The 20,137-nt window shown below is 64.9% G+C and carries 25 protein-coding genes; 11 read left to right on the forward strand and 14 right to left on the reverse strand.

Features of this window, described 5'->3' with window-relative positions:
- Positions 1-246, forward strand: a 246-nt coding sequence (locus FFS18_RS17650; protein WP_212743065.1) for a hypothetical protein, incomplete at its 5' end; no start/stop codon positions are given.
- Here FFS18_RS17650 and FFS18_RS15930 read toward each other — a convergent pair.
- From FFS18_RS15930 to FFS18_RS15940, 3 genes are read right to left on the reverse strand one after another with little or no spacing between them, the layout of a single operon-like run.
- Positions 247-906 carry an HAD-IA family hydrolase gene (locus FFS18_RS15930; RefSeq protein ID WP_137871600.1) on the reverse strand — a complete coding sequence of 220 codons (660 nt, stop codon included), beginning with the start codon at positions 904-906 and terminating at the stop codon, positions 247-249. It lies immediately after the preceding gene.
- A 16-nt stretch (positions 907-922) separates the two neighbouring features.
- A complete protein-coding gene (locus FFS18_RS15935; protein WP_137871601.1) occupies positions 923-1,327 on the reverse strand; it encodes a hypothetical protein in 405 nt (134 codons plus the stop codon).
- 46 nt (positions 1,328-1,373) lie between these two features.
- Entirely contained in the window at positions 1,374-2,477 is a 1,104-nt protein-coding gene (locus FFS18_RS15940; RefSeq protein WP_137871602.1) for a DUF2855 family protein, read from the reverse strand.
- A gap of 57 nt (positions 2,478-2,534) precedes the next feature.
- On the opposite strand from FFS18_RS15940, the gene FFS18_RS15945 reads away from it, so the two are divergent.
- Complete coding sequence (locus FFS18_RS15945; RefSeq protein WP_137871603.1) at positions 2,535-2,918, forward strand: DUF488 domain-containing protein; 384 nt, start codon at positions 2,535-2,537, stop codon at positions 2,916-2,918.
- Here FFS18_RS15945 and FFS18_RS15950 read toward each other — a convergent pair.
- Genes FFS18_RS15950 through FFS18_RS15965 form a run of 4 tightly spaced genes read right to left on the reverse strand, consistent with a single transcriptional unit; the run spans position 2,915 to position 5,209 of the window.
- Complete coding sequence (locus tag FFS18_RS15950; protein WP_137871604.1) at positions 2,915-3,604, reverse strand: VIT1/CCC1 transporter family protein; 690 nt, start codon at positions 3,602-3,604, stop codon at positions 2,915-2,917. The two genes, FFS18_RS15945 and FFS18_RS15950, sit on opposite strands and share 4 nt — an antisense overlap.
- A gap of 11 nt (positions 3,605-3,615) precedes the next feature.
- Entirely contained in the window at positions 3,616-4,002 is a 387-nt protein-coding gene (locus FFS18_RS15955) for a type II toxin-antitoxin system VapC family toxin (RefSeq protein WP_137871605.1), read from the reverse strand.
- Positions 3,999-4,256: a type II toxin-antitoxin system Phd/YefM family antitoxin gene (locus tag FFS18_RS15960; RefSeq protein WP_120215325.1), complete on the reverse strand. Its 258-nt coding sequence runs from the start codon at positions 4,254-4,256 to the stop codon at positions 3,999-4,001. Before FFS18_RS15960 ends, FFS18_RS15955 begins: the two co-directional genes overlap by 4 nt.
- 32 nt (positions 4,257-4,288) lie before the next feature.
- A complete protein-coding gene (locus tag FFS18_RS15965; RefSeq protein WP_137871606.1) occupies positions 4,289-5,209 on the reverse strand; it encodes an SMP-30/gluconolactonase/LRE family protein in 921 nt (306 codons plus the stop codon).
- Between the two features lie 46 nt (positions 5,210-5,255).
- Here FFS18_RS15965 and FFS18_RS15970 point away from each other — a divergent pair, with 46 nt between their 5' ends.
- Both FFS18_RS15970 and FFS18_RS15975 read left to right on the forward strand, forming a co-directional pair.
- Positions 5,256-5,855 carry a TIGR02466 family protein gene (locus FFS18_RS15970; protein WP_137871607.1) on the forward strand — a complete coding sequence of 200 codons (600 nt, stop codon included), beginning with the start codon at positions 5,256-5,258 and terminating at the stop codon, positions 5,853-5,855.
- A gap of 155 nt (positions 5,856-6,010) precedes the next feature.
- On the forward strand, positions 6,011-7,444 hold the full coding sequence (locus FFS18_RS15975) for an NAD-dependent succinate-semialdehyde dehydrogenase (protein WP_137871608.1): 1,434 nt from the start codon (positions 6,011-6,013) through the stop codon (positions 7,442-7,444).
- Positions 7,445-7,587: 143 nt separating this feature from the next.
- On the opposite strand, the gene FFS18_RS15980 is transcribed toward FFS18_RS15975, so the two are convergent.
- Both FFS18_RS15980 and FFS18_RS15985 read right to left on the reverse strand, forming a co-directional pair.
- Positions 7,588-8,349, reverse strand: coding sequence for an SDR family oxidoreductase (locus tag FFS18_RS15980; RefSeq protein ID WP_137871609.1), 762 nt, complete (start codon positions 8,347-8,349; stop codon positions 7,588-7,590).
- Positions 8,346-8,717, reverse strand: a complete 372-nt coding sequence (locus FFS18_RS15985; protein WP_172595400.1) for a dihydroneopterin aldolase — start codon at positions 8,715-8,717, stop codon at positions 8,346-8,348. The genes FFS18_RS15980 and FFS18_RS15985 overlap by 4 nt, the downstream gene beginning before the upstream one ends.
- Before the next feature lie 89 nt (positions 8,718-8,806).
- Between FFS18_RS15985 and FFS18_RS15990 the strand changes: the two genes are divergently transcribed.
- The 4 genes from FFS18_RS15990 (at position 8,807) to FFS18_RS16005 (ending at position 11,920) form a co-directional block, all read left to right on the forward strand.
- The gene (locus FFS18_RS15990; protein ID WP_137871611.1) at positions 8,807-9,310 is read left to right on the forward strand and encodes a GNAT family N-acetyltransferase; all 504 of its coding nucleotides are present in this window, start codon (positions 8,807-8,809) and stop codon (positions 9,308-9,310) included.
- A gap of 236 nt (positions 9,311-9,546) precedes the next feature.
- The gene (locus FFS18_RS15995) at positions 9,547-10,131 is read left to right on the forward strand and encodes a DUF1285 domain-containing protein (RefSeq protein ID WP_137871612.1); all 585 of its coding nucleotides are present in this window, start codon (positions 9,547-9,549) and stop codon (positions 10,129-10,131) included.
- A complete protein-coding gene (locus FFS18_RS16000) occupies positions 10,131-10,715 on the forward strand; it encodes a CoA pyrophosphatase (protein WP_137871613.1) in 585 nt (194 codons plus the stop codon). Before FFS18_RS15995 ends, FFS18_RS16000 begins: the two co-directional genes overlap by 1 nt.
- Positions 10,712-11,920, forward strand: coding sequence for a CCA tRNA nucleotidyltransferase (locus FFS18_RS16005; RefSeq protein ID WP_137871614.1), 1,209 nt, complete (start codon positions 10,712-10,714; stop codon positions 11,918-11,920). The genes FFS18_RS16000 and FFS18_RS16005 overlap by 4 nt, the downstream gene beginning before the upstream one ends.
- Here FFS18_RS16005 and FFS18_RS16010 read toward each other — a convergent pair.
- The 5 genes from FFS18_RS16010 to FFS18_RS16030 form a co-directional block, all read right to left on the reverse strand.
- Positions 11,893-13,575 carry a putative bifunctional diguanylate cyclase/phosphodiesterase gene (locus tag FFS18_RS16010; RefSeq protein ID WP_249340436.1) on the reverse strand — a complete coding sequence of 561 codons (1,683 nt, stop codon included), beginning with the start codon at positions 13,573-13,575 and terminating at the stop codon, positions 11,893-11,895. The two genes, FFS18_RS16005 and FFS18_RS16010, sit on opposite strands and share 28 nt — an antisense overlap.
- Before the next feature lie 89 nt (positions 13,576-13,664).
- A complete protein-coding gene (gene parC, locus FFS18_RS16015) occupies positions 13,665-15,968 on the reverse strand; it encodes a DNA topoisomerase IV subunit A (RefSeq protein ID WP_137871616.1) in 2,304 nt (767 codons plus the stop codon).
- A 123-nt stretch (positions 15,969-16,091) separates the two neighbouring features.
- The gene (locus FFS18_RS16020) at positions 16,092-16,403 is read right to left on the reverse strand and encodes a type II toxin-antitoxin system RelE/ParE family toxin (protein ID WP_137871617.1); all 312 of its coding nucleotides are present in this window, start codon (positions 16,401-16,403) and stop codon (positions 16,092-16,094) included.
- On the reverse strand, positions 16,400-16,654 hold the full coding sequence (locus FFS18_RS16025; protein WP_137871618.1) for a type II TA system antitoxin, ParD family: 255 nt from the start codon (positions 16,652-16,654) through the stop codon (positions 16,400-16,402). Before FFS18_RS16025 ends, FFS18_RS16020 begins: the two co-directional genes overlap by 4 nt.
- Positions 16,655-16,736: 82 nt before the next feature.
- The gene (locus FFS18_RS16030) at positions 16,737-18,143 is read right to left on the reverse strand and encodes a M20/M25/M40 family metallo-hydrolase (protein ID WP_137871619.1); all 1,407 of its coding nucleotides are present in this window, start codon (positions 18,141-18,143) and stop codon (positions 16,737-16,739) included.
- A gap of 126 nt (positions 18,144-18,269) precedes the next feature.
- Between FFS18_RS16030 and FFS18_RS16035 the strand changes: the two genes are divergently transcribed.
- Genes FFS18_RS16035 through FFS18_RS16045 form a run of 3 tightly spaced genes read left to right on the forward strand, consistent with a single transcriptional unit; the run spans position 18,270 to position 20,100 of the window.
- Positions 18,270-18,905 carry a lysophospholipid acyltransferase family protein gene (locus FFS18_RS16035; protein ID WP_137871620.1) on the forward strand — a complete coding sequence of 212 codons (636 nt, stop codon included), beginning with the start codon at positions 18,270-18,272 and terminating at the stop codon, positions 18,903-18,905.
- Positions 18,902-19,720, forward strand: coding sequence for a DUF1295 domain-containing protein (locus FFS18_RS16040; protein WP_137871621.1), 819 nt, complete (start codon positions 18,902-18,904; stop codon positions 19,718-19,720). Before FFS18_RS16035 ends, FFS18_RS16040 begins: the two co-directional genes overlap by 4 nt.
- Positions 19,696-20,100 carry a ribose-phosphate pyrophosphokinase gene (locus FFS18_RS16045; protein ID WP_137871622.1) on the forward strand — a complete coding sequence of 135 codons (405 nt, stop codon included), beginning with the start codon at positions 19,696-19,698 and terminating at the stop codon, positions 20,098-20,100. Before FFS18_RS16040 ends, FFS18_RS16045 begins: the two co-directional genes overlap by 25 nt.
- The last annotated feature ends 37 nt before the right edge of the window (positions 20,101-20,137 follow it).

The raw sequence follows: 20,137 nt of genomic DNA on the forward strand, positions 1-20,137 counted from the left end.
CAGCGAAGCCGTGAACCGCGCGACCGCCGCCATCGAAGAACTGAAGCAGGCCGCCTGATCGAGAATCCTCCCCATCGCTGCGCGACAGGGAGGATTATTTCTTGTCGTCATCCCGGCGAAGGCCGGGATCTCACCCGATCGGTTAACCGCACCGGCGAGATCCCGGCCTTCGCCGGGATGACGGATGAAAAACGTCCGCTCCCCACCCCAAAGCCGTCATCCAGAGCGCGCCCGCTCGGCCGATGATCAGCCCAGCGGCACTCCCAGCACCGCCGACAGATCGGCCAGCGCCTGCTCGCCGCTCGTCACCTTGATGGCGTGCATACCCAGCTGCGCCGCCGGTTTGCAGTTGATGCCCAGGTCGTCGAGGTAAATGCATTCGCCGGGTTCGACGCCCAGCTTCTCGCACATCATCTGGTAAATCCGCGGATCGGGCTTTCGCACGCCAGCCTTGCTCGATTCGATGACATGTTCAAAACGCACCATGATCGCGGCAACCTCGCTTGCGGCTTCTTCGCTGCGCGTCATCCCGGCGCCGCGAATCCCCATCTTGCCGCCGGGGACGTTGTTCGTGATGCACGCGATGGTGAAGCCGCGATCCTTCAGCGCGTCGAGCGCGGCGACCATCGCCGGACGGACCGCACCGGCAATCACCGCCAGCACGGCTTCGCCTTCCAGCGCATGCCCCAGCGCGCGCGCTTCCTCGGCGAACAGCGTGTCGAACGCTGCCGCATCGATCTCGGCGCGTTCAAACTTCGCCCAGGCGTTGCTGTCGGGATTGATGGCGTTGACCCGCCGCACAAAATCGCGCGGCAGCCCGCGTTCTTCTTCGAGGCGATTGAAGGCTTCAAACGGCGACGCGGTGATGACGCCGCCGAAGTCGAAAATAACGGTCGTGTAAGTCATGCGGGAGAGTGCGTTCCTACTTTTTTGCGGGCGTCGCGACGCGATTGCCGGACCAGCTGGCATCGTCGATCGTCAGGTCGAGCCGGTCCGGCGAACGCACCGTGTCGAGCAGGAAAACATAGGGTCCGCTCGCAGCGAGGATCGCGTCCATCGCCTTTTCGAGCGGGATGGTGACGGTCGGGATGCGGGTGTGGCTCGACTTGATCTCGACCTTGTTTGGTCCGGTCCGCGTGACGGTGATCGTGATGCCGCTTTTCGACGAGCCGCGCGCGTCGGAGATGATGTCACCCCGGTAAGTCCCCGCGACGCGGTCCGCGAGGTCGGGCTTGTGCGCGGGTGCGGACTTGGGCGTTTCGGCAAGCGCCGCGCCCGCCGGAAGCAGGATTGCGAGCGAGGTGGCGAAAACCAGGGTGCGAAGCATGGCTTATCCTTTCGTGCGGCGGAGAAAGGGGCTGCTCATGCGACCCTCATGGAACGACGACGATCCCCTTTTGGGGGTCGGCCTGTCCCGAGAGCATCTCCCGATAGGCAGCGAGCGCCGCATCGCCGCCGCCGCGCTTATCGACCGAAGCGAGGCGCGGCGCAATGTCCATGAATGCGAGCCAGGCTTCGGCGATCTTCTGCCCGAATATCGCACCGCCCCAGTCGGCGATGCGTTTCTGACTGCGGCCGGGGGCGAAGAAACCCTGCCGCTCTGGGCCAGGCAGCCCCTCGACGTCCACCTGGGCATCCCAATGCGATTTGCCGACGATGATCGACGCCTGAAGCTGGCTGCCGAAATGGCTGTGAACGACGCGCGTCACCGCGCCATTGCCCGCCATGTCGACCAGTGCCGCAGGAGTGGCGGCGTTGAGTGTCATGATCTGGTCGTAGCTGATGACCCGATCGTAGATGCCCTGCTCGGCGAGTGCCTCGACGTTGGCGGCGCTGGTCAGCCCGATCGTCTCGGGTCGCGCGGCGCGCTGCTTGAGGGCAAAGCCGAGCCCGATCGCGGTCTTGCTCGATGCGCTGGCGATCAGAATCTGGGCGGCGCCATAATCGCCCTCATCCTCGAACTGGTCGGCGATCAGCCAGCCGGTCAGGAACAGCGGGCGGAACACCGGCCAATAATCATGGTCGGCGGCGCGGTAATCCGCCAGCGCCTCGACCCGCTGATATTGGTTGTAGATCGGCGGCAGCGTGGTGCGGCGCGGCGTGATGTCGGTGAAGCCGCCGGGACCGGGCTTGCCGACGGTCAACACCGCATGTTCGGCCATGGGATAATAGCCGTAGAAGCGGTCGCCGACCGCAACCCCGTCGGCGGCGCTTTCGGTCACCGTGGCGAAACCCCAGACCGGCAGGCGACCGGGGCCGCCGGGCTCCGAAAAGAAATCCCAATAGCCCTGGTCATTGCCGAACAGGCCGGCGGGCTTGCCGAACACGGCATAAGTGATGTTGTTCGCGGTTATCGCATAGCTGTCGACATGCACCCGCACCTGGCCGGGGGCGAGCGGCGCTTCGGGGTCGGCGACCAGCCGGGCTTGTGCAATATCGTCGCGATCGATGTCGATCGCCCAGCTCGTTCCACGCATGTCCGGACCCCTCCGATTGTCTTGCCCGCCCACGCGGGATGGCCGATAGTCATACAGATGGCGGCGCCCCTGACAATCGCGGTCAAACGCATTCATGCACCGGTCGGTCCCGGCGACGGTGCGCGCTTTCTGGTCGACCGGCTGTGGCCGCGCGGGGTTTCAAAAGAAAAGGCCGCGCTCGCCGCTTGGCTCAAGCCGTTGTCGCCGAGCGATAGCCTGCGCAAAAGATACCACGGAGACACCGCGGACTCGGACGAAGCGTGGGATGCATTCCGGCGCGACTATTTCGCCGAACTTGATTCCGGAAGCCAGGAGGCGCGGGCGGCGCTGTTCGTCCTTGATGCCGCCGCAGCGGCGGGACCGGTGACCTTGCTGTACGCCGCAAAAAGCGCGGACCGCAACAACGCCGCCGCGCTGCGCGAATGGCTGCTCAGGCGTTAGCCGACCGTCGTCCCGAACAGCGATCCGATCGCCATCGTCACGCCCATCGCGACCGCCCCCCAGAAGCCGACGCGCAGGACGGCGCGGGCAATCGGTGCCTTCCCCGCCCAGGCGCCGAGGGCACCGAGGAGCGCCAGGAAAAGCAGCGATGCGGCCGAAACAACCCACGGCAGCGACTGGCCGGAGTCCAGCAGCACGATCGCGAGCGGCAGCGCGGCACCGACGGTGAAGCTCGCCGCCGACGCGGCTGCCGCCTGAATCGGACGCGCCGCCAGTTCACTGGTGAGGCCCAGCTCGTCGCGCAAATGGCTGTCGAGGGCGTTATGCGCGGTCAGCTGGGCGGCAACCTGTTCGGCGAGCGGGCGGTCGAGTCCGCGCTGCTGATAGATTTGCGTCAGTTCCTCAAGCTCCAGTTCGGGAACAGTGGCGAGCTCGCGCTTTTCCTTGGCGATATCGGCTTTTTCGGCGTCGCCCTGCGAACTGACCGAGACATATTCGCCCGCCGCCATCGACATCGCTCCGGCGACGAGCCCCGCGGTACCGGTGATCAGGATCGACGACGATGAAGCCCCCGCCGCTGCGACGCCCGCGATCAGGCTGGCGGTCGACACGATCCCGTCGTTGGCGCCCAGGATCGCGGCGCGCAGCCAGCCGATGCGGCTTGCGGCATGGGTTTCGCGGTGCATGGGGCGTGCTCCTACCAGAAACGGATGACGCCAAGCTGGTCGAACAGCTTTTCGTTCGAAACCAGTGCATATTGCTCAATCTGCGATTGGGCGATCAAAATGCGGTCAAACGGGTCGCGATGGTCGAACGGCAGCAAGCCCGCCAGACTGGCATGTGCAACCGAAATGGGGAGCTGGTCGAAACCAAAACCCGCGATGACGGTTTCAAAGCGTTCGGCGAGCTCGTCGGCGCCTTCCAGCTTGCCGATCCGGAATTTGATCGCGACCTCGATCGCGGAAACGGCACTGATCCAGATATGATTGTCGGGGTCTTCGATGGCGGACCTCACCGCGCTGGGCAATTTCTGCGGGTCATTGGCAGCCCAGATCAGTGCGTGCGTATCGAGGAGCAGGTTCATTGCGCCTTAGGACTGTCTTCGCCGTTCCACAGCGCCAAATCTTCTTCGGGCAAAGGATCCCAAAAGCCGGCGTCGAGATCGATCTTGCCTTTCAATGTGCCTAAGACGCGCTTGGTCTTTGGTGGTGCATTCACCGGCATCAGCTTCACCACCGGTTCCTTGCCACGCGCGATCGTCACCTCTTCGCCCGCGAGGACGCGGGCGATCAGGCGCGACAGGTTTGTCTTGGCCTCATGGATGGTGACGATTGTCATGTCGGCTAGATTAGCTAATCAACTTAGCTAAGTCAATATTGCAGTTGCAGCCCCGGTCTGGCCCAGCGCGTCTTTACCAGCCGCCCGGTGCCCGACAGGGTGATATAGGCATCCTGTCGATCGGGCCCGCCGAACGCGATGTTGGTGGTGAAAATATCGTCGGTCGCGACAAATTCGACGAGCTGTCCGTCGGGACCGACGACCGAAATCCCGCATTCGCCGATCGTCGCAACGGCGATATTGCCGCTGGCTTCCATCGCGAGGCTGTCGAAGAATTTATAGCCCGCGGGGCGGTAGAGCGGGATGCCGGGGCCGCCGGGGCCCGCCGCATCATCGACCTTGCCCGGCGCGACGATGTTGAACTGGGTCAGGCGGCAGGTATAGGTTTCGGCGGCGTAGAGTTTGGTGCCGTCGGGCGAGAGGCCGATGCCGTTCGGGTTATAGCTCGGGAAAATCACTTCCTCGATGAAGCTGCCATCGGCCTTGGCATAGAAAATGCCGACGATGTCGTGGCAGCGCTTCGCATAATCGACCTTGCCATGATCGGTGAACCAGAAACCGCCGTGCGCGTCGAACATCAGGTCGTTCGGGCCGCGCAGCGTCACTCCGTGATCGCCGGTCCGGTACAGCATTTCGACTTCGCCGGTCTCTATGTCGATCCGCTCGATGCGTCCGCCCGAATAATCGTCGGCGATCCCGTGCGGCGCCAGATAGCCGTTCGATTCGACATAGTTGAAGCCGCCGTTGTTGCAGCAATAGAGCTTGCCGTCGGGACCGATTGCGAGGCCGTTGGGGCCGCCGCCGGGGGTCGCGATGACCTGCTTCCTGCCGCCCGGCCAGCAGCGGGTGATGCGGCCCTCCGCGATCTCGGTGACGATGACGCTGCCGTCGTCCATCACCACCGGCGCTTCCGGAAAGCGCAATCCGTCGGCGATCAGTTCGAACTCGGCCATCCTTGTCTCCCTTGCTCTTGTTTGCGTCCTATGCTTTGCGGCCATCATGCCCGTTCGCACGCTCTTCGCCACAAATTTTTACGATGCCGATATCGGTACTCCCGACCTGCTCGACGCGCTGGAGGAGAGTTGCCGCCTGTTCGCCGAGGAGGACGGCGCGGGGCGCGCGTGGAGCCGCGATCATGGCTATAAGGGCTACACCAGCTATGCGAGCCTCGGCGACCTGCCCGAGCGCGATCCCGCTTTTTACGACCTCAAGAAGCTGCTCGACAAAGAGGTCAAGGCCTTTGCCAAGGCGTGCCATTTCGACCTCGCCAAGCCGCTGAAGCTCGACAGCCTGTGGGTCAACATATTGAAACCGGGCGGCACGCACAGCGGCCATATCCACCCGCACAGCATCGTGTCGGGCACCTTCTATGTCGCCGTGCCGCCGGGCTCGGGGGCGCTGAAGCTGGAAGATCCGCGCCTGCCGATGCTGATGGCGGCGCCCGGCCGCACCGACGATGCCCCCGAGCATCTGCTGCCCTTCGTCTATGCGCAGCCCGCGGCGGGGCGGGTGTTCCTGTGGGAAAGCTGGCTGCGCCACGAAGTCATGCCGCATTCGGGTACGGGTGAGCGGATCAGCATCAGCTTTAACTATCGCTGAGCCGGTCCTATATGGGCGCGACCTGTTAGACCAAGCCCCTCCTCCCGTTCGCGTCGAGCGAAGTCGAGACGCCTCTCGGCCTTGCGCACCATCGATGGGTGTCTCGACTTCGCTCGACACGAACGGATTTCGGGGGCGTATCGAAAGTGCCTTCCATGACCGCCACCTACGACGCTGACCTCCAGCTCTTCATCAACGGCGCCTGGCGGAGCGGTGAGGGGCGCGATGCGCGGCCGGTGTATAATCCTGCCACCGCGGCCGCGATCGCCGATCTGCCCGTGGCGACCGCCGCCGATCTCGACGAGGCGCTCGCGGCAGCGGCGCGCGGCTGGCCGGTGTGGCGCGCCAAGACCCCCGACGAGCGCGCGGCGCTGATGCGCAAGGCGGCGGGGCTGATCCGCGAGCGCGCCGACCATATCGCGACGCTGTTAACGCTCGAACAGGGCAAGCCGATCGCCGAGGCGCGTGGCGAAATATTGTCGGCATCCTCGCTGCTCGAATATTTCGCCGAGGGAGGGAAGCGCATCGAGGGCCGGGTGGTACAGCGCCCTGCGGGGCAGCGCGCGATGGTGCTGCGGCAGCCGGTGGGTCCGGTCGCGGCGTTCAGCCCGTGGAATTTCCCGGTCAATCTGATGGTCAAGAAAATTGCCCCCGCGCTCGCCGCGGGCTGCGTGGTGATCGCGAAGGCACCCGAGGAAACCCCCGGTTGCACCAGCGCGACCATGCGCTGCCTGGCCGATGCGGGCATTCCTGGCGATGTCGTCCAGCTCGTTTACGGCAACCCCGACATGATCAGCCGCCACCTGTTGGGCAGCGAGGTAATCCGCAAGGTCAGCTTCACCGGCTCGACCGCGGTGGGCAAACATCTGATGAAGCTCGCCGCCGATCGCGTGCAGCGGATCACGATGGAGTTGGGCGGCCATGCGCCGGTGCTGATCTTCGACGATTGCGATCTTGAGAGCACGCTGGACCGCGTCGTGATGCAGAAGTTCCGCAACGCGGGGCAGGTCTGCGTCTCGCCGACGCGCTTCTATGTGCAGGAGGGGATTTACGACGCCTTCGTCGCGGGATTCGCCGAGCGCACAAAGAAGGTGAAAATCGGCAGCGGGCTCGACGCCGACACCCAGATGGGGCCGCTGGCGAACGCGCGCCGTATCCCGGCCTTGGAGGCGCTTGTTGCCGACGCCACGGCGAAGGGTGCGCGCGTGATCGCGGGCGGCGCAGCGACGGGTGACGGCTATTTCTTCCAGCCGACCGCGATTGCCGACGTGCCGCTCGACGCCGATGCGATGAACCATGAACCGTTCGGGCCGATAGCGCTGATCCGCCCGTTCGGCACCGAGGACGAGGCTTTGGAGCAGGCGAACCGGCTGCCCTATGGCCTCGCCGCCTTTGCGTTCACCGAGAATGGCCGCCGCATCAACCGCATCGCCGATGGCATCGAAAGCGGCATGGTCGGGATCAACAGCTTCGTCATTTCGGCGAACGACATGCCGTTCGGCGGGATCAAGGAATCGGGTTTCGGCAGCGAGAGCGGACCGGAAGGGTTGGACGGCTATCTGGTCACCAAGGCGGTGCATATTTATTGAGGTAGATCCGCCCTGCCGCGAAGCGGTGGGCAGGGGGACCATCCGAAGGATGTGGAGGGGCGGCGGCGTCACGTCATCGCCCCTCCGTCAGCGCTTCGCGCTGCCACCTCCCCATCGCTGCGCGACAGGGAGGATCATCTAATTCAATCCCGCTCCAGCACCACAAAATCCCTGCCCATCGGCGCGAGATGCGCGCCGCCGTCGACGAAGATCGTCTGCCCGGTTACCGCCTCGGCGCGGGCGAGATACATCACCGCATCAGCAATCTGTGCCGGGGTCGGCAACGCGCCGAGCGGCATACGCGCAGCGAGCCGTTTGACCTGCGCCGCCAAATAATCGTCGGTGGCCATCGTCAGCCCGGGCGCCACCGCGTTGACCCGCGCGCGGTTGCCGAACGCCACCGCCAGCGTCCGCGTCGCCTGCCACAACGCCGATTTCGACAGGCTATAGGCGAGCTGATCGGGCACTGGCTGCACAACGCGCTGGTCGACGATATTGATGATCGCCGGGCGTTTCCCGTCGCTGGCGGCGACCAGCGCCTTTGCCAGCATCACCGGCGCGTGGTGATTAATCTGCATCATCTCGGTCAGCGCCGTCGGTGACAGATCGGTCCATTCGCCCTCGGCGAACAAAGCGGCATTGTTCACGAGCAGGTCGGGCGCGCGCCCGAATTTTTCGATCACCGCGGGGATCAACGCATCGACCGCCGCCGGGTCGGCTAGATCGGCGGCGAAGCGGTGGCTGATCGCGCCTGTTTCGGCGAGCGCGTCGGCCAGGACCGCATCGGCGTCGCCCGGGCTGCGCTTGTGGATCGCCAGCGCATAGCCCTCGCGCGCCAGCCGCGCCGAAATCGCGGCGCCGACGCGGTGGAGCCCGCCCGTCACGAGAGCGAGCTTCTGCGTCATTTGCGCGCGCGCCTCATCGTGATGCCGATTTCTTCGCCTTCCTCGGCGATCGCCAGCTTGACGATCTTCACCTCGACCTCCTCGACCTTGTCGTCCTGCAGGAACAAAGTGTCGATGATATGGTCGGCGACGCTTTCGATCAGCACGAAATGGACATCCTTTGGAATGCCCTCGGTCGCGGCGAATTTCAGGTGCATGTAGTTTTTCGACGCGCTGAGCGGCGTGGTCGGGTCATAATGATCGGCCATCGCCAGCCGCGCGCGCACCCCGATGCGAAGCGGCTGCGGCAGGTGGGTTTCTTCGGAATAAATGCCGGTCAGCACCTGGGCGATCAGCCCGTCCACCTCCAGCCACAACGTATCGGTCACAAGAAATCCTGTCGATCGCGTGCGACATTCGGCTTTGCATCGCCGCGCAGCACCCCTAAAGCGCCGCCGCATTAGCGAAAGGGCGCGCGTTGGTCGAGTTACTTCCATTGTCGGATATCGAACCGCAGGCGGTCGAGGCTTTGCTCGACGCCGCTTTCGGGGCTGACCGTTTTGGACGAACCGCCTATCGCATCCGCAAAGGCACTGATGCGATCCCGGCGCTAAGCTTTGCGCTGGTCGAGGCGGGCGCGCTCGTTGGCACGATCCAGTGCTGGCCCGTTGCGCACCATGCACCGGACGGCGCCGTAACTCCGCTGGTGATGGTCGGCCCGGTCGCGGTGCGCCCCGACGTCCAGCGCGGCGGGTATGGCCGCGCATTGATGGCGCATATGCTGGCGGCGGCCGAGACCAAGGCGGACGGCGCGCTGATGATGATTGGTGACCCTGAATATTATGGCCGCTTCTTCGGCTTCGATGCCGATGCGACGGGCGCTTGGGATTTGCCGGGGCCGTTTGAAAAGCGCCGCCTGCTGGCGCGCGCGATCAATGGGCATGGACTGCCGACTGCGGCAGGGATGATCGGGCCGCGCTGACGGTTCTCCTCCCCCTTGATGGGGGAGGCAGCGAGACTTGGCAGCTTGCTGCCTAGTCGCAGCGGTGGGGGTGCGGCTGCGTCCTGACGCGGCGGCGCAAGGACGCGCGATCACCCCCATCCAACTCCGCCTAGCCGCCTGCGGCGACAAGGCTTCGTATCCTTCCCCCATCAAGGGGGAAGGCGAGTCCAGCGCGCAGCTCTTGCACCCACCGCCCTGCCCCCTATGTCGGAACCATGGTCACTCCCGCGCCTTCGCTGCCCAAGGACTTCGCACAGCTCTCGCTCGCCGAGGCCGCCGAACTGCTCGCGGCGCGCAAGCTGCCGCCGGTTGACCAATGGCAGCCGGAGCGCAGCGGCGACAGTTTCATGGAAATCCGCGCCGACGGCAGCTGGTTTCATGAGGGCGGGCGGATCAACCGCCCCGCGATGGTGAAGCTGTTCTCGACAATCCTGCGCCGCGAGGCCGATGGTAGCCATGTGCTCGTGACCCCTGCCGAGAAGCTCACGATCGCCGTCGAGGACACACCGTTTCGTGCGGTCGAGATGAAATGCGAGGGAGAAGGCGAGGCTCGCAAGCTCGTCTTTCGCCTCGATACAGAGGATCTGGTTCTGGCTGGGCCCGATCATCCGCTGCGCTTCGGCGACGACCCCGACGAGCCCGACCCGCGGCTGCATGTCCGCGGTACCATCGGCAACGGGCTCGAGGCGCGGATCGATCGCGCGCTCTATTATGAGATCGTCGAGATGGCGCTCGCCGACAACAGCGATCCCCCGACGATCTGGTCGAATGGCGCGCCATTTCCGCTGGTCGACCGCTGATGCTGTCGGCGAAGCTGCGCGCGGCGCTCGACAATCTGCTGCCCGATGCGGGGGAGGATGAGGCGTATCTGGGGACGCCGACGCTGCGCGATGCCGCCGTTCTGATCGCCTTTACCGATCGCCCCGATCCCGGCGTCATCTTGACCCAGCGCCCGCAGTGGCTGCGCAGCCATGCGGGGCAGGTCGCCTTCCCGGGTGGCAAGATCGATCCCGACGATCGCGACGCGATCGATGCCGCGCTGCGCGAGGCCGAGGAAGAGATCGGCCTCAGCCCGCGCGACGTGATGGTCGCCGGAGTGACCGAGCCCTATCGGTCGGGCAGCGGCTATATCATCACCCCGGTACTCGGCGTCATTCCGCCCGACCTGCCGCTCGATCCCAATCCCGACGAGGTCGAGGATTGGTTCGAAGTCCCGCTCGACATTTTGTTCGATCCCGCCAATTACCAGCGCCAGCAAGCGCATTGGCAGGGTCAGGATCGACATTATTATGACATGGACTGGCAGGGTCGGCGGATTTGGGGCGTGACCGCGGGGATCATCATCAATCTGGCGCGGCGGATGCCGACGGGCTGGCACCGGTGAGCGTGCTTCCCGAGGCCGATTGGCGCGGGCGGCCGGGGCTGCGCCGGATCGTCGCGGCGCTGACCGACGCTGGCGGATCGGTCCGGATCGTCGGCGGCGCGGTGCGCGACACGCTGCTGGGGCTGCCGGTCACCGATGTCGACCTCGCGACGCCGCTGGTCCCCGAGGAGGTGACGCGGCGGCTCGAGGCGGCCGACATCAAGGTGATCCCGACGGGTATCGCGCATGGCACCGTGACCGCGATCGCCAGCGGCGACCATCACGAAATCACGACGCTGCGCCGCGACGTCGAAACCGACGGGCGCCGCGCAACGGTCGCCTTTGCCGAGGATTGGCGCGACGATGCGGCGCGGCGCGATTTCACGATCAACGCGCTTTATGCCGATCCCGATACCGGGGCGGTCGATGATTATTTCGGCGGGGTCGACGATCTTCGCGCGGGCTGCGTGCGGTTCATCGGCGATGCGGCGACGCGGATTGCCGAAGATCATCTGCGCATCCTGCGCTTCTATCGCTTTGCGGCGCGTTTCGGGCGGGGCGAACCGGATGCGGACAGCCATGCCGCGGTCATCGAAGCACGCCAGTCGCTCAAGAGCCTGTCGCGCGAGCGCATCGCCGACGAACTGACCAAGATATTGGCGCTGCCCGACCCGCGCGCCATTGTCGCGCAGATGGCGACCGACGGCATTTTTGCGGTGATGCTGCCCGAACTCGATCGCGATTTCGCGGCCACGCTCGACCGATTGATCGCCAATGAAGTGGATGCAGGCGTGCCCGTCGCGGCGCATCGTCGGCTCGCCGCGCTGTTGCCCGCCGACCCGGGCGCCGCTGAACAGGTCGCCAGCCGCCTGCGGCTGTCGACGCGGCAACGCAAATATCTGGCCGCGATTGCGGGGCATCGCGGCGATACCGCGCGTCCGGTGCGCCAGCTCGCGTACCGCATCGGTATCGAGGCCGCCCGCGATGTCCATCTGATTGCTGGAGACGCTGCGGGCGCGCGCGATCTGGCAGGCTGGGAAGTACCGGTGCTGCCGATCCGGGGGGGTGACATCGTCGCGCGCGGGATCGCGGCCGGGCCAGAAGTGGCGCGAATCCTGAAGGCGGTCGAGGCAGCGTGGGTGGCGGAGGATTTTGCGGGTTCGGCCAGAATCGCCCAGCTCGTCGCCGAGCTTGTCGATCAGAAGATCGGGCGAACCAGCGACTGACGCCAATAGGCTAGCGCTTCGCCGCTGTGCATCGGGCGCGCAAAGAGATAGCCTTGGCCGAAATCGCACCCCAGTGCCGACAGCAGCCGTGCCTGGTCGGCGGTTTCGACGCCTTCAGCGGTGGTCTTCATCCCCAGCACTTCGGCGAGGCTCTGGATCGTGCGGACGATCGCCACCTTGTCGCGGTCGTCGACCATATGTTCGACGAAGCTGCGGTCGATCTTGAGCACGTCGAGCGGCAGCCGCTGGAGATAGGCGAGGTTCGAATAGCCGGTGCCGAAATCGTCCATCGCGACGCGCGCGTCGAGCGACTTCAGTTCACTGAGCACCGACAGCGCCAGATCGGGGTCGCCGATGATCGCGCTTTCGGTGAGCTCGATCATCAGCCGTTCGCCGCCGATCTTGTGCGTGTCGAGCGCCTGGCGCACGACCGCGGCAACATCGTCGCGCAGCAGCTGGATCGCCGAGACGTTGACCGAGAAATAGCAGTCGACGACCTTGCCGCCATTCTGCTGGTCCCAGTCCGCCAGTACGGCTGCCGCCTTGCCGATCGCCCATTGCCCGAGCGGGACGATCAGGCCCGAATCTTCGGCAATGGGAATGAATTCGCTGGGCGAGATCGAATGGCCGTCCTGCTTGTCCCAACGGGCGAGCGCCTCGAACCCGGCGACCTTGCCGGTTGCAAGCTCGATCAGCGGTTGAAAGGCGAGGTGCAGCCGATCTTCCTCGATCGCATTGCGCAGTTCGGTTTCCAGCCCGAACCGATTGTCCGACAGCATCGCCGATTCGGGTTCGTAGATTTCGATGCGATCGGTCTGCTTGGCGTGTTTCAGCGCGATCTGGGCGTGGCGGATCTGGTCGGCGACGTCGGTTTCGCTTGTCGGCTGGATCGCGCAGCCAAGCGCGCAGTCGACGCTGACCTTGAGTTCGCCGATCCGAAACGGGTGGTCGAAACAGCCGCGGATCCGACGCGCCATTTCGCGCACATCGGCGCGGCCACCCGCGACGCGGGTCGAAATGGCAAATTCGTCGCCGCCGGTGCGCGCCAATATGTCGCCGCTGCGCAGCGACGATTTCAGTCGCCGCGCGACGGTGATGATCAGCTCGTCGCCCGCCATCGGGCCGATATGTTCGTTGATGCGGCTGAAACGGGCGAGATCGAGCAGCAGGATCGCATGATCGGCGCCGACACCGTCGGTCACGCCGCGCTGTTCGACCATTTCTTCGAACCCGGCGCGATTGGGCAGGCCGGTCAGGCTGTCCGACACCAGTTCGCGGCGCAAATTGCGCTCGGTCATCATTTCCTGCGTGCGGTCGATCAGCGTCAGCAGGAACAGGCTTTCGTCGCCCGATTCGGTGGGCAGCGGCCCGATCGAACCGCGCAGGTCGCGCGCCGCGACGCCTTCGCCGAGCTGGCACGAAAATTCCTGGGTATCGTCGGGGTTCTGCGCCGCGCGTTCGATCGCACGCAGCAAGGCGATCGGGGCGTCGGCGCCCGCAGGCGACAGGCGCAGGCGGTCGAATGCAACATTGCTGGCGTGCAGGCGAAAATTGCCGCGCGCCAGCGGGCGGATCAACGCTGCTGGCACGGGAAGGGCGTCGATCCAGCCGACGAACAGCAAGGGCCGGTCTTCGCCGGTTCTATCGATAGGCATAACAGCGGGTTTTGTGCGACCTTTCCCCATTGGCCATGACCTAGAGGAGGGAGAGTAAAGAAGCGATTTACGGCGACGCGAAATTAGGTTCAGCCGAAACGATTGTTCCGCGGAAAGCCGGTCGGCGGCATCCGCCCCGCGGCGCCGCGCGCGACGCGCCAGGGGACAAGGTCGGTTTCGGTCCGGGTGCGCCCGGTGTCGCCGCCCATCGCCCAGCTCAATCCTTCGGCAAAGGCGAAGCTCACCGCGTCGGACAGCCCGCCGTCGCGGTATCGTTGCAGCATGACACCCTGACCGCGCGCCATAACCGGCACTTCGCTGATCGGGAACACGACAAGTTTGCGGTTTTCGCCCACCGCGGCGACGCTGTCGTCGCTGGCGCTGATCGGCCGCACGACCGCAAGCTGAGCGCCGGTCTTGAGGTTGACGACGTTCCGGCCTTTACGCGTTTCGGCCACCACCTCGGACATTTGCGCGATAAAGCCGTGGCCGCTCGTCGAGGCGAGGAGCAGGCGGCCGTCGGCGCTCGCCGGAATCATCGCGACAATCCTCGCTTCGGGATCGATGTCGACCATCAGGCGCAGCGGTTCGCCAAAGCCGCGTCCACCGGGCAGCTTGTCGGCGCCGACGGTGAAGAACCGCCCGTCGCTCGCCGCAATCAACAGCTTGTCAGTCGTCTGCGCATGCGCGGCGAACAGCAACTCGTCGCCTTCCTTGAACTTGAACTCGCCCCACTGGTCGGCGGAGACATGGCCGCGCTGGGCGCGGATCCAGCCACGTTTCGACAGGATCACCGTGACCGGTTCCTTTTCGATCATCGCGTCGAGCGGGATTTCGCGCGCCGGCGCGGCCTCGGCGATCGTCGTGCGCCGTGCGCCGAGCAAGGTTTCGAGCCCGTAAACCGCGCGCAGCTTTTCCAGATCCTTGCGTAGCCGGGTTTTCTGCCGCGCGGGGCTTTCGACGAGCTTCGCTAGCTCCTCGCGCTCGGCGGTCAGGTCGGCCTGCTCGCGCTTCAGCTCCATTTCCTCCAGCTTGCGCAAGGAACGCAGCCGCATGTTCAGGATTGCCTCGGCCTGCCGGTCGGTCAGGATGAATTCGGCGATCATCACTGGCTTTGGCTCGTCCTCGGTACGGATGATCTCGATGATCCGATCGAGGTTGAGGAAAGCGATGATATAGCCCGCGACCAGCTCCAGCCGGTCGTCGATCTTGGCGATCCGGTGCTGCGCGCGGCGGACGAGTACGATGATCTGGTGCTGGAGCCATTCGGTGAGCAGCTGGTGCAGCCCCATCACCTTCGGCGTGCGCGTCGCATCGAGGACGTTGAGGTTGAGCGCAAAGCGGCTTTCGAGGTCGGTCAGCCGGTACAGGCTTTCCTTCAATATGTCGGGATCGACATTGCGGCTCTTGGGCTCGAGCACGATGCGCAAATCCTCGGCGCTTTCGTCGCGGACATCTTCGAGGATCGGCAATTTCTTGTCGGCGATCAGCTGCGCGATCTGCTCGATCAACTTGCCCTTGGCGACCCCATAAGGAATTTCGCTGATGACGAGCTGCCAGGTGCCGCCCGACTGCTTCTCGATACCGCTTTCTTCCCACCCGCCGCTTTCCAGCTTGCCGGTCGAAAAGCGCGCGCGGACGCGAAAACCGCCGCGCCCCGTTTCATAGGCTTGCCGGATCGTCTCGGCGCCGTCGACGACGATGCCGCCGGTCGGGAAGTCGGGCCCCTTCACATGCTCGAGCAGCTCGGACAGTTCAGCGCGCGGATTTTCGATCAGCACCAGCGCGGCGTCGATCACCTCGGCGGCATTGTGCGGCGGAATGTTCGTCGCCATGCCGACCGCAATCCCGCTCGCGCCATTGGCGAGCAGGTTGGGGAACAGCCCGGGCATAATCTCGGGCTCTTCGTCCTCGCCATTATAGGTCGGCCTGAAATCGACCGTGCCCTCGTCGAGCCCCTGCATCAGGTCGATCGCGACGCGGGTCAGCCGCGCTTCGGTGTAACGATACGCCGCGGCGTTATCGCCGTCGATATTGCCGAAATTGCCCTGGCCGTCGACCAGCGGGTAACGCAGCGAGAAATCCTGCGCGAGGCGGACCATCGCGTCGTAAACCGCGGTGTCGCCGTGCGGGTGAAATTTGCCGATGACGTCGCCGACGACGCGTGCCGATTTTTTGTACCCTTGCGACGGGTCGAGCCGCATCGCGCGCATCGCCCATAGCAGGCGGCGGTGCACGGGCTTCAATCCATCGCGGAGATCAGGAAGCGACCGTGCGGTGATCGTCGACAGCGCATAGACCAGATAGCGTTCGGACAGCGCGCTGCCGAACGGCGTGTCGGTCATGCCGGGAACGGGTTCAGGATTGTCGGGATCGTCGGTGGTGGTCGCCATGGTCGCGGCGCGATAGCAAGGCTAGCGCGTCAAGGCAAAGGGCGATCGGGGGCGTGGGTTCCGCTTCGCGCCAACGTCGCCGTGACGACGTCGTCAATGCCCGCCATGCTTGTATCAGAGCGACTAGTTCAATCGGTCGGCCAGTCGCGTCATCAAATCCATGCGTTCGTGCAGAATTGCGACCACCAGCGCGGCGGCATTCTCGCGCGGCAGGCAGAAAATATAATGGTGCTGGCAATGAACCACCCGCAATCCGGGATGGATATCGCTCAAATCCTTTCCGGTCCGCCCGCCGCCTGCGATATTCTCGATGCATCGGGTCAGTTTCGCGACATAGTTCCGCGTTTGCGCATCTCCCCATTCGGCGCGCGTATAGTGAATAATCGCCCGAAGGTCGGCCTCCGCTTCCGGAAGCAAGACATAGCGAGGCGTCAAGCGTCGCGGTCCGTTGCCAGTTCCTCTGCGACGATCGCGTCGATACTTTTGCCCGAAAAGTCACCGGCCAGTCCGTTGCCAATGCGCTGCTGCAACAGCGTTTTCAGCTCTTGCCACGCTTCATCGTCGCCGGTGGGTTCGGGAAACAGACGTTCGAGCGCATATTGCCGGATCGTCTTCCCTTGCAGCGCAGCCAGCGCCTTCAAATTCTGGTGCTGCTGATCCGAAATATCGATCGTCAGGCGGCTCATATCAAAAAACTCCAGACATCAGCTTCGCACATTACCACAAATGTGGGTTTGTACATAGCGTCGAGACTGCCGTCTGAGGTGCTCAATCGGCATAGGCCTTGACCAGATCGAACATATAATCGCGCCCGACATACACCGATTTCACTTCCATCCGCTCGTTCAGCCCGTGCGCGCCATTGCCGTCGGGGTCGCCCCACATGCCGGGGATGCCATAGGTCGGGATGCCCACGGCGCCGAGGAACGTCGCGTCGGTGTAGCCGTTCGCCATCGACGGGATGACCTTCAGTCCCGGCCAATATTTGTCGACCAACTTTTGCATCGGGCCGATGATCTTGGGATCGAGCGGCGGCGCGGGAGGGGCTGGGCGCTTGGGGGGCAGCTGGGTGACCGTGACGCCGGGATCGCCGATCACGCGGGCCAGTTCGTCCCTGATCGATTCGATGCTGTGGCCGGGAAAGATGCGGCAATTGATGTTCGCCCCGGCGCGCTGCGGCAGCGCGTTGGCGGCGTGGCCGCCGTCGAGCAGCGTCGCGACGCAGGTGGTGCGCAAATTGCTGTGCAGGAACGGATCCTTGTTGACGATCGCCTCGGCGTCCTTGTCGGCGATATTCTTCGCCAGCGCGACCATCGCGGCGCCGGTGGCATCGGCGCGCAACGCACCCGCCTCGGCAAAATAGCGCCGCGTGGTATCGGTCATTTCGGCACGGAAGCGATGTTCCTCGATCTTCGTCACCGCACGCGCGAGCTGGTAGATCGCATTGTCGGGGACCGGCGCCGAGCTATGGCCGCCGGGGTTGCGCGTTTCGAGGCGGAAGTTGGCGAACGTCTTTTCGCCGACCTGCACCGACTGGCCGATCACCTTGCCTTTCCCGTCGCTGTCGCCGCCGCCGCCTTCGTTGAGGGCAAATTCGGCGTCGATCAGATCGCGCTTGTTCGCGGCCAGCCATTCGATCCCGTTGAACGCGCCATTGGTCTCCTCACCGCACGTCAGCGCCATCTTGACGGTCCGCCGCGGCTTGTAACCTGCCTGCTGAAAACGGATCAGCGTGTCGACCCACACCGCCGCCTGCGATTTGATGTCGGCGGTGCCGCGACCATAGAAATAGCCATTTTCCTCGACCATGATGAAGGGGTCGCGCTCCCAATCCTCGCGCTTCGCCTCGACGACGTCGATATGCGCGATCAGCAGGATCGGCTTGGCGGTCTTTGAGGTGCCGGGATAGACCGCGACCAGCCCTCCTTCCTTGGGCTTGTCGGGCGTCGCGAACAGGGTCAGCTGGCTGTCGGGAATGCCCGCCGCCTTGAGCCGCGCCGCCATGCGTTCGGCGGCGAGCGTGCAGCTCCCCGACGACAGCGTCGTGTTGGTTTCGACGAGTTCCTTGTAAATTTCGCGAAACACCAGCTGGTCGGGGCGCGGTGCCGCATCGGCGGCGAACGCGGGCGTCCCCACCGCCAGCGCGGACAACAGCAAAACAGCCAGCTTTTTCATCGATTTTCTCTCCCCGTTCCGGCTGATGAAGGGAGCAGAAAGCACCGCGAGCCGCAACCCGTCATCGCGCCCTCTTGCGAAGCCCCGATCTTTCGCGCAAGCCGTGCGCCGGGTAGAGGAGAGTGCGTGACAGCCATCATCGATGAACCGCCGGGTCCGGTGGCACGCTTTGTGCGGCGCTTGCTGCTGGCGATGTACCGCATCCGTGGCTGGAAGGCCGTCGGCGTCGTACCCGAACCGCGCCGCTTCATCCTGATCGCGGCGCCGCACACCAGCAATTGGGACTTCGTCAATTTCCTGGGGCTCACCGCCGATCTGAAAATCCGGCCGCATTTCATGGCGAAACTGTCGCTGTTCCGCTGGCCGCTCGGCGGCTTCATCCGCCAGATGGGCGGCGTCGCGGTCGACCGACGCGGCGGCGGCAATGTCGTCCAGCAGATGGTCGACGAGTTCGCGCGCCGCACCGAATTCATGCTGACCGTCGCGCCCGAGGGGACGCGCGGCAAGACCCAGAAATGGCGCACCGGCTTTTACCAGATCGCCATGGCGGCGAAGGTGCCGATGGTCGTCGGCATGATGGATTATGAAACCAAGACCGGCGGGCTAGGCCCGCTGATCTGGCCGAGCGGCGATTTTCGCGCCGATATGCTGAAGGTGCTCGAGGTCTATCGCACCTGCATCCCGAAATTTCCCGAGCGCGCGGTGCGCTCGATCGACGATATTGTCGGCGACGACGGCCCCGAATTGGAGATGCGCGCATGACCGACCTGCTGTTGCTGCTGGCGATCAATTTTGCCGGACTGCTGGGGGTGATCCTGATCCTGTGGGCGATATCAGTGGCGATCCGCGACGTGTCGTTCATCGACGCCTTCTGGGCATTCGGCATGGTGCTGCTGGCGTGGGGCGCCGCGTGGCAAGCGGGGTTCGACGCGCTGCACGCCCAGCTATTGCTGGGGCTGACCAGCTTGTGGGGGCTGCGGCTCGCCATCCATCTGACCGTCCGCTGGGTTAAACATGGCGAGGATCCGCGCTATACCAAGATTCTGGCGCGAACGATGGAAACGAAGCGCTGGAGCTGGGCCAAGACCGCGCTGCTCACCGTGTTCCTGACGCAGGCGCCCTTGCTGTTCATCACTTGCCTGCCGGCGCAGATCGGCATTCGGGCGAGCGGCGGCGCGGCGGCGGACGGCGTCGGCATTCTCGCGATCGTCGGCGTCGTCGCCGCTCTGATCGGCATCGCGTTCGAGACGATCGGCGATGCACAGCTCGATGCGTTCCGCAAGAATCCCGCGAACAAGGGGCAGGTGCTCGACACCGGGCTCTGGCGCTACACGCGCCATCCCAATTATTTCGGCGACGCGCTGACCTGGTGGGGACTGTGGCTGATCGCCGCCGACATCGGCCCGTGGGTCGCGCTCGCCAGCGTGATCGGTCCGCTGTTCCTGACCTTCACGCTCACCAAATGGTCGGGCAAGGCGTTGCTCGAAAAGGGGTTGCACAAGACGCGGCCCGACTATGCGGCCTATGTCGCGCGCACGTCAGGGTTCATTCCATGGCCGCCAAAGACGAAGGGTTAGGGGCCGATACGGTTGCCGCCGACGCCAGCGCGCTCGGCGACGCCCCGCGTATCCGCGCGATCCTGACCGAAGCCGCGCGCGACGGCCGCGCAGTCAGCTATTCCGAACTGCTCGGCGACTTGGGCTTCCGCTTCACCCGGCCCAAGATGCGCGCGGTATGCAAGACATTGGCCGAGGTCGACCGCCTCTGCGCGCTCGACGGCGAACCCGACCTTGCGGTGCTGGTGGTGCGCGAAAGCGACCGGCTGCCCGGGCAGGGCTGGTGGGTCGGCGGCACCGCGCTGCTGCTCGGCTACGACGGCCCGTGGGAGGGCGGCGCGGCGGCGCGGTTCATTCGCGAGCAGCAACAGGGGGTGTTTGATTATTGGAAGGGGCGGTGATCCCTTTCGTGGCTCGTTTTTGTTCCGTCCGCGAAAG

The sequence above is a fragment of the Sphingopyxis sp. 2PD genome (assembly GCF_005503695.1).
Classification (GTDB): Bacteria; Pseudomonadota; Alphaproteobacteria; order Sphingomonadales; family Sphingomonadaceae; genus Sphingopyxis.

What these genes read in the sequence shown, in the direction of transcription:
- parC (WP_137871616.1), bottom strand. Translation starts at nt 15,968, where the DNA reads ATGGCGACCACCACCGACGATCCCGACAATCCTGAACCCGTTCCCGGC.
- FFS18_RS16010 (WP_249340436.1), bottom strand. Translation starts at nt 13,575, where the DNA reads ATGCCTATCGATAGAACCGGCGAAGACCGGCCCTTGCTGTTCGTCGGC.
- FFS18_RS16045 (WP_137871622.1), top strand. Translation starts at nt 19,696, where the DNA reads ATGGCCGCCAAAGACGAAGGGTTAGGGGCCGATACGGTTGCCGCCGAC.
- FFS18_RS15955 (WP_137871605.1), bottom strand. Translation starts at nt 4,002, where the DNA reads ATGAACCTGCTCCTCGATACGCACGCACTGATCTGGGCTGCCAATGAC.
- FFS18_RS15940 (WP_137871602.1), bottom strand. Translation starts at nt 2,477, where the DNA reads ATGCGTGGAACGAGCTGGGCGATCGACATCGATCGCGACGATATTGCA.
- FFS18_RS15980 (WP_137871609.1), bottom strand. Translation starts at nt 8,349, where the DNA reads ATGACGCAGAAGCTCGCTCTCGTGACGGGCGGGCTCCACCGCGTCGGC.
- FFS18_RS15930 (WP_137871600.1), bottom strand. Translation starts at nt 906, where the DNA reads ATGACTTACACGACCGTTATTTTCGACTTCGGCGGCGTCATCACCGCG.
- FFS18_RS16030 (WP_137871619.1), bottom strand. Translation starts at nt 18,143, where the DNA reads ATGAAAAAGCTGGCTGTTTTGCTGTTGTCCGCGCTGGCGGTGGGGACG.
- FFS18_RS15965 (WP_137871606.1), bottom strand. Translation starts at nt 5,209, where the DNA reads ATGGCCGAGTTCGAACTGATCGCCGACGGATTGCGCTTTCCGGAAGCG.
- FFS18_RS15970 (WP_137871607.1), top strand. Translation starts at nt 5,256, where the DNA reads ATGCCCGTTCGCACGCTCTTCGCCACAAATTTTTACGATGCCGATATC.
- FFS18_RS16000 (WP_137871613.1), top strand. Translation starts at nt 10,131, where the DNA reads ATGCTGTCGGCGAAGCTGCGCGCGGCGCTCGACAATCTGCTGCCCGAT.
- FFS18_RS15935 (WP_137871601.1), bottom strand. Translation starts at nt 1,327, where the DNA reads ATGCTTCGCACCCTGGTTTTCGCCACCTCGCTCGCAATCCTGCTTCCG.
- FFS18_RS15960 (WP_120215325.1), bottom strand. Translation starts at nt 4,256, where the DNA reads ATGACAATCGTCACCATCCATGAGGCCAAGACAAACCTGTCGCGCCTG.
- FFS18_RS15995 (WP_137871612.1), top strand. Translation starts at nt 9,547, where the DNA reads ATGGTCACTCCCGCGCCTTCGCTGCCCAAGGACTTCGCACAGCTCTCG.
- FFS18_RS16025 (WP_137871618.1), bottom strand. Translation starts at nt 16,654, where the DNA reads ATGAGCCGCCTGACGATCGATATTTCGGATCAGCAGCACCAGAATTTG.
- FFS18_RS15975 (WP_137871608.1), top strand. Translation starts at nt 6,011, where the DNA reads ATGACCGCCACCTACGACGCTGACCTCCAGCTCTTCATCAACGGCGCC.
- FFS18_RS16040 (WP_137871621.1), top strand. Translation starts at nt 18,902, where the DNA reads ATGACCGACCTGCTGTTGCTGCTGGCGATCAATTTTGCCGGACTGCTG.
- FFS18_RS15945 (WP_137871603.1), top strand. Translation starts at nt 2,535, where the DNA reads ATGGCGGCGCCCCTGACAATCGCGGTCAAACGCATTCATGCACCGGTC.
- FFS18_RS15950 (WP_137871604.1), bottom strand. Translation starts at nt 3,604, where the DNA reads ATGCACCGCGAAACCCATGCCGCAAGCCGCATCGGCTGGCTGCGCGCC.